Here is a 6810-nt window from a genome sequence, read left to right on the forward strand (position 1 = left end):
GAGCCGGAGAGCCGGAGAGCCGGAGAGCCGGAGAGCCGGAGAGCCGGAGAGCCGGAGAGCCGGAGAGCCGGAGAGCCGGAGAGCCGGAGAGCCGGAGAGCCGGTCTTTGGTATGTCGCCGGACTGGCTCCTTGAGAACGGGCATCCACTCGCGACTGCCACTGTCCTGTCTCACCCGGAACAGCTGGAGAGGCTCAGCGCGTCGTGTCCCGAGGCGGTACCCACCGCCGTCCTTGCGGGAGATCCTTGCTATGACCGCATCCTCGCCGCACTCCCCCAGCGCGACCGCTTCCGTCGGGCCCTGGGTGTCGGGCCGGGCCAGCGGCTGATTGTGATCAGTTCAACCTGGTCACCCCGCTCGCTCTTCGGCGGTGACTACGGCGAGGGCGAGACGAACGGGGATGATCTGCTGCCTTGGCTGCTGTCGCGTTTGGCTACCGAACTGCCCGCCGACGAGTACCGGACCACGGCTGTCCTGCACCCGAACATCTGGTACGGCCACGGCCCCGGGCAGGTCCGTGCGTGGCTGGACAGCGCCCGGCAAGCGGGCCTTGACGCGATCGACCCCCTCGAAGGCTGGCGCCAGGCGCTGATCGCGGCCGATTGCGTCCTTGGAGATCACAGCAGCGTTACCTACTACGCGGCGTCCATCGGCATCCCCGTCCTCCTCGGGGCATTTCCCGAAGAGGACCTCGACCCGCTCTCCCCCGTCGCCGCCCTCGGCTGTACGGCTCCCAGGCTTCTGCGCCACGGCAGCGTGCGGGCACAGATCGACCGGACGATCGCATCCCATGAGCCCGGCCGGTACGCGAGTCTGGCGGAGCAGACCAGTTCGTCGCCCGGCGAGTCGGCCACGCTCCTACGTCGCCTGTTCTACGACCTCATAGGCATCCCCGAACCCGAAGGCCGCTCGGCCCTGCTCGATCCGCTGCCACTGCCGCCCTACGAACCAGCCCAGCGCACCGCGCCGATCCGCGTGCTGACCCGGGTGGTCAGCGCGGATCCGCCGGAGGTCACGGTGCTCCGTCACACCTGGGACGACTTCGAACCCGAGCAGGAGGGAAGCGCAGCCGAGCTCTTCGATGCCGCCCACACGGCAGTCGACGAGTCCACGCGGGACATCAGCCAACTGCGCATCGCGGACGTCATCGTGCGGCGCGCGGACGAGGACGATCCCCGGGTCGGCCCGCCGGACGCCTGGACGTCAGAGGCACTCGCCCAGTATCCGTACTGCGGCCTGGCCGCCTACATCGACGATCCGGACCGCTGCGTCATACGCACCCGAGAGGGAGAGCTCATGCGGCTGACCGCGGCCGCGGACCCGGACGGGAGGCCGGACCTCTGTGATCCCGCCGCCTACGCCTCCGCGCTCTACGCCTGGGTCGCCAGCGGGAAGACCCTGAACCAGGCCGTCCCCGAGATCACCGTATGGGCGGGCACCACGGCACACCGCGTCACGATCGAGTACCTCACACCGCCCCCGCAGTGAGGCAGGCCTCACACCTCCAAATCGGCCAGCCGGGCACGCACCCGGTCGAGTCCCACGTGATCCTCGTTCTCCTCGTAGCATGCCGCGGCGGTGCGGAGGTCCTCCGCCTCTTCCGTCGGGCGGTCCGAGACGCGGTGGCACCGTGCCCTGAGTTCTGCCGCGTCGCCGAGTTGCAGCCCGGCCCCCGCGGTGTCCATGGCGGCGATGGCCTTGTCCAGGCACACCCGGGCGACATCCGTGTCCCCCGCATCCAGGTGCGTCTCGCCCAGGCTCATGTAGACACGGCCTTCGTTGTAGCGGTCGCCACCGTCGGGCAGGGTGCGGAATTGCACCAGCGCGTCATTCAGTCGGCTGAAGGCTGCGGCGAAGTGCCGCTGCCGGCCCTGCGCGCGGCCGATGTGGTGCTCCAGCAGGGCGAGTGCGCGGGGCCGGTCCCGCCACCCGTCGTCACCCGGCCCGACGCGTTCCCAGATCTCCCGGGCTTCCTCGAAACGCTCCTGGGCCTCCGGGTACCTCCACTGCTTGAGGCGGAGCAGTCCCAGGGCCTCAACGGCGCTCGCCTGCCCACGGTGGTGGCCGCAGGCCTCGTCTGCGGCCATGGCCTCTCTGAGGGCCGCCTCCGCATCGTCCACTCGCCCCATACCCATATGGCCGAAGGCGAGTTGAACCAGCATCCGGCCGACAGCGCGCCGGTCTCCGAATTCGTCGGCGCATCGCCGGGCGGCCTCCACTCCCCGAAGATGTGTATCAACCCACTGCTCGTGGAAGCCGAGCAGCAGGTGCAGACCCCACATCGCCTCACAGAGCTGCCATACGAGATCGTCGAAACCGTAGTGCTCGGCCGCTCGGATGACTGCTGCGAGGTTCTCGCGCTCACGGCGCAGTTCCTCCAGCGCGCGTTTGCCGTCCGCGCGGTCACGGTGCTCGGGCAGGGCGAGCCGTGCGTAGGCAGGACTGAGCCGCCATCGCAGGGGAAGAACCCGGAAGTCGGCGCTCGCTGCGAAGCGCAGGTACCCGACCGCGACCCGGCGGACAGCGGCAGCCATGCGGCCGTGCCCGTCCTCGGTGGCCGCGAGTTCGCGGGCGTGCGCGCGCGACAGGTCGTGGAACCGGTAGCGTTCCTCCCCCACTTCCTCCAGCAGATGCACCTGGGCCAACTGTTCCAGCAGCTCCCGGGCCGCGTCGTCGCTGATGTCCGCAGCGTGTGCCGCACATCTGACGGTGACGGTCGGCCACGCCCACACCGCGATCGCGCGGTAGAGCGAGGCGCAGGCGGGAGTCAGTTCGCGGTACGAGGCGTCGTGCGCGAGGCGCACCGGATCCGGTGTGGCTCCTGAGGTCTCCGGGGTTCCGTCCTGCATCACGGCGCCCTCCTGGCTGTGGCCGTGGATCCGATCGGACAGTTGCCGCGCCACTCGCTCCCAGGCCAGGTGCTCCCGCACGGCGAGGCGAGCGCCCGTGGCACAGACGGCGAGCGGGATTCCACCGGTTCCTTCGGCCACGGCCCGGACACTCGCCTCCACGTCTGCCGTGCGCTCACGTCCGACGATACGTGTCAGCAGGCGGACCGAATCCGCGGTCGACAGCGGCGGCAGGGTGAGGTGACGAGCCCCGGTCTCGGCCACGAGGCGGTCCAGCCGACGCCTGCTCGTCACCAGGACAAGACAGCCGGGCGCTGCCGGGAGCAGCGGCATGACCTGGGCGTCGGAGTGGGCGTTGTCCAGTACGACCACCATGCGCCGTTCGGCCATGCAGTCGCGGTAGAGATCCCGCTGACGCGCCTCGTCGCCCGGCACCATAGCGGGCGGTACCCCGAGTCTCTCCAGGAAGCGCACGAGCGCTTCAGACGGTGGCAGCGGCCTGGAGGCGGACGCGCCGGCAAGGTCGACGTGGAGTACCCCGTCGGGGAACCGCTCCTGCAGCACTCGCGCGCAGTTGATGGCAGCGGCGGTCTTGCCGATGCCGCCCGGCCCGGTGAGAGCGACGATCGTCGGCGCCTCCTGGGTACGGTCCGCGTCGTCCAGCAGTTCCGTGATCCACGCTTTCACCTCCTCGCGGTCGGTGAACACCGCGGTCGTCGGCGGCAGCATCTGCGGGCGGGAGGCACCGTGTGCCACGGCGGGCACGGCACGCGGCGCCAACCACGAAGCCTCACGGACCCACTCCGTCATCTCGCGGGCGAACTCCGGGGACCGGCGGGCTACTTCAGTCAGCCATAAGGCCGCTGCCCTCTGCTCGGACTCGGTGACCGGCAGGGTAGGGGCCTGCCGACCGCTCTCCTCGGAACCGGTGACAGCTTCCACTTCTTCCTCAGTGCGCGCTCGGCTCAGCAGCCTGTAAAGCGACTCCGAGGTCCGCCTGCCCATCTCCCCACCTGCTCCGGACAGAGCACCCGAGGCGACCGTGCCGACAGCCGAGAGCACCATTCCCATGACGGGTTCCATGCAAGCCTCCCCCAACTCACCGCTATGCCAATCGTATCGACAAGATCAGAACGACGAGCCGAAAGCGATGATGCCGCAAGAGCTGCCTGGGAGAAACAGCCGGTCGGGTCCGTGCGCTTGTCTCCCGCCGGCCATGGCCGTCATGCCGCGGGAGTGGTCGAGCGGCTTTGCAGTGCTCCATAGTGGGCACAGCGTTCCCGAAGGCAGCGGGTCGGCACCGTCGGCCTGTACGCCCGATGGTCGATGAGCTCCGCTCGCCGATGCTTACCGCCTCCAGCGCTGCCTGCGAGTGCGGCGCCTCGGGGAATTCCCCAGCAGCGGCGAGCGCGGGGTGGCCACAGCGTCGCGCAGGAAGGCACTACGGCTCATCCCCGGCCGGCCGCGTACGCTCCGAGCCATCCCGTCGCCGGCCGATCGCCGCGGGTGAAGACGGCGGCTCCGGCGCGTCCCGCCGAGGGGTCGGACGGGTCGGGTGGTGGCAGGAGCAGCGTGATCTCTTCCGTGTCCGCGGCGTGCAGGACCGGTGGGCCTGACACTGCCAGGGCCTGTCCGAGGGCATCCAGAAGGCCGACCTCCGCACCTTGGTACCCCGCGAAGAGCATCGCTCCGCCCGGCATCCGCGCCGACGCGATGAAGGCCGCGCGGCCCCGTCCCGGCGGAGTGCTGCTTCCACCGCCGAGGAGTACGGCGGGCGATGGGCTGCCGACTCCGCGGCCACCTCGACGAGTCCGAGGAAGCCGACACGGGCCGTGCAGCTGCGCGTCACGGCGCCCGTGTTCCAGCGCATGAACGCGGCCGCGTGCGAGGAGTACGCGCATGCCTGCGGACCGGCTCGACGAAGAGCGCGGCACGGACCTGCTGTTCGCCGGACGTCACAGGGCATGCCCTGGCGACCCGGACCCCCAGCCGCCCGCCCCGAACGAGTGCGGCACCGCAATCCTCGAAGAACACGCGGCGGAGGTCCTTCTGGCCGACCTGGTGCCCTTCACGGTGTCGTCGCAGGTGGTCACGCCGGTGTCAGGGCTCCAGCCCGCTGGCCCTGGCGATGCCCTCGACCTCACGCCGTAGATGCTCCCGCTCGGCGTCGCTCTGCACGGGTTCGGCTCCGGTGAGGGTGTTGAAATCGACGAGCGTGTGCGCACCGAACGGGCCCAGAAGATCCAGGAGCTGGTTCAGCCGCCGCCCGAACTCGGGAGTGAACAGCTCCTGTTCGCGTGGCGACAGCTCGATGTCGATATCGACGTTGCGGTGGACGAGCGCGTCGTTCGTACCCTTGAGGATGCGCAGCAGTAGTTCGTACGACTCGGGGTCGAGACCGCTTTGGAGTTCGGACAGGTAGAACGCGAACTGCTTGGTGTTCTCCAGGAATACGTCTTCGTTCATGCGCGTATCGTGCCGGATGCCCGGCAATGCTCCGGGGCGTTTCAAGCGATCGGATGCCATTTCACCCACGGACTTGACAGGAGTTCGGGTTCCCGGCTCTCGGGACGCCCCGGCCGACCTCATCCGCGCAACGGGCACCAGCCGGCATTCTGTCGTCAACACCCGGTGAACGCCTCCGCCGGCGTCGACCGCGTCCAGGTGCCGTCCGCCAGGGCCGCCAGGACGCGACGCTTGATCACGGCACGTTGAGGGCTGCGGCAGGCCACGACCTGGTCGTCATCGCGGGCCGCGACTACGGAGCTGGATCCAGCCGCGACTGGGCCGCCAAGGCCCAGGCGCTGCTTGGTGTGCGGGCGGTGATCGCCGAGTCGTACAAGCGCATCCACCGCAGCAACCTGATCGGGATGGGCGTGCTGCCGCTGGAGTTCGAGCCGGGCGACAGCGCTTCGGCGTACGCCTTCACCGGAGCGGAGGAGTTTACCTTCGACGGCCTCGACGATCTGCGCGTCGGCACGAACCCCATCGGCCTGCGCATCACCCGGCCCGACGGCTCCCGTACGACTGCCCGCCTGCGGCTGCGCCTTACCTCGCGGCAGGAGCTGGTCTGCCTCCGGCACGGCGGGATCCTGCCCCATGTGGTGCGCCGTGCGGTCGCGGCGTCGTGAGAGGGCAGCGAGGCGCGGCCATGCGCCCCGCACAGCCCGACCAGCCGCCGGACACGGGCAATTGAAGCCGCCGAACCGCGCTCCGCCCACCCCTTCCACACCTCACACCCTCCCTCACCCCAACGCCCCACCGGTGTCTCCCGCCCCGCCGGTCTCTCGAAGCAGTTGACAGGGCCGTCGCGCCCCTTACGAGAAGAGCCGCCACGTCTCCCACCCCCATCGGGCCCGCAGCCCCACCGGCCCCCGCACCCCGGCCCTCTCCCGCCGCCACCTCCTGCGCGGCACCGCGGCCGTCGGAAACCTCGCCGCCCTGGGCGGCACCCTCTCCGCCTCACCGCCGACGGGGCATGGCGGTGGAGCTGACGGAGCACAGTAAGTGAGGATCTTTGGAACAGGTTTCCTGGCGGAGACTATGGTGACATCGGTTGCCGCAGAAACGGTTCAGGGCAGGAGTTCACGCGTGGGAGACACTGACCGACTTCCGCTGTCACTCAGGACGGACGCAGAGCGTTGGATGACCGTCCGTCCGCAGCGGAAGGTGCTCGGCGTCGTACACAACATCACGTCGGCCACTCGACTCATGGACCTGCTGATGGTCTTCGAGGGTGACGAACGTATACAGGTATTCTTCTCCTGTACGGAGTCCTCTGCCTTGGACGGCGGCGTGTCCGAATTCATGCACCACCGAGGAATGTTGACGATTCCTTGGCAGGCCGCCATCGCGGAGGATTTTGACCTCGCTCTCGCTACAAATCGAGGCGGAGACTTGCACAAGCTTCGTTTTCCGCTAATTAGTGCTCCTCATGGGGCGGGCTACAATAAACAATTGA

5 protein-coding genes and 1 pseudogene are annotated in these 6810 nt (G+C 69.2%); 4 read left to right on the forward strand and 2 right to left on the reverse strand.

The window, feature by feature from the left end; genetic code table 11:
- Positions 1–330: 330 nt before the first annotated feature.
- The gene (locus ACWD3C_RS06880) at positions 331–1488 is read left to right on the forward strand and encodes a hypothetical protein (RefSeq protein WP_451140860.1); all 1158 of its coding nucleotides are present in this window, start codon (positions 331–333) and stop codon (positions 1486–1488) included.
- A gap of 8 nt (positions 1489–1496) precedes the next feature.
- Here the strand turns inward: ACWD3C_RS06880 and ACWD3C_RS06885 are convergent, their stop codons facing one another.
- Positions 1497–3605: an NB-ARC domain-containing protein gene (locus tag ACWD3C_RS06885; RefSeq protein ID WP_451140862.1), complete on the reverse strand. Its 2109-nt coding sequence runs from the start codon at positions 3603–3605 to the stop codon at positions 1497–1499.
- A 1143-nt stretch (positions 3606–4748) separates the two neighbouring features.
- On the opposite strand from ACWD3C_RS06885, the gene ACWD3C_RS06890 reads away from it, so the two are divergent.
- Entirely contained in the window at positions 4749–5000 is a 252-nt protein-coding gene (locus tag ACWD3C_RS06890; protein WP_451140864.1) for a hypothetical protein, read from the forward strand.
- Here ACWD3C_RS06890 and ACWD3C_RS06895 read toward each other — a convergent pair.
- Positions 4950–5315, reverse strand: a complete 366-nt coding sequence (locus ACWD3C_RS06895) for a hypothetical protein (protein ID WP_451140866.1) — start codon at positions 5313–5315, stop codon at positions 4950–4952. The genes ACWD3C_RS06890 and ACWD3C_RS06895 overlap by 51 nt on opposite strands.
- A 245-nt stretch (positions 5316–5560) precedes the next feature.
- Here ACWD3C_RS06895 and ACWD3C_RS06900 point away from each other — a divergent pair, with 245 nt between their 5' ends.
- Positions 5561–5980, forward strand: coding sequence for an aconitate hydratase (locus tag ACWD3C_RS06900; protein ID WP_451140868.1), 420 nt, complete (start codon positions 5561–5563; stop codon positions 5978–5980).
- Positions 5981–6560: 580 nt separating this feature from the next.
- Positions 6561–6810 (forward strand): annotated as a pseudogene (locus tag ACWD3C_RS06905) (hypothetical protein); the annotation flags it as partial.

It is taken from the genome of Streptomyces sp. NPDC002845 (assembly GCF_053591955.1).

Bases quoted from the DNA above. Each gene is read 5' to 3' on its own strand.
- ACWD3C_RS06895 (WP_451140866.1), bottom strand. From the start codon at position 5,315: ATGAACGAAGACGTATTCCTGGAGAACACCAAGCAGTTCGCGTTCTAC.
- ACWD3C_RS06890 (WP_451140864.1), top strand. From the start codon at position 4,749: ATGCCTGCGGACCGGCTCGACGAAGAGCGCGGCACGGACCTGCTGTTC.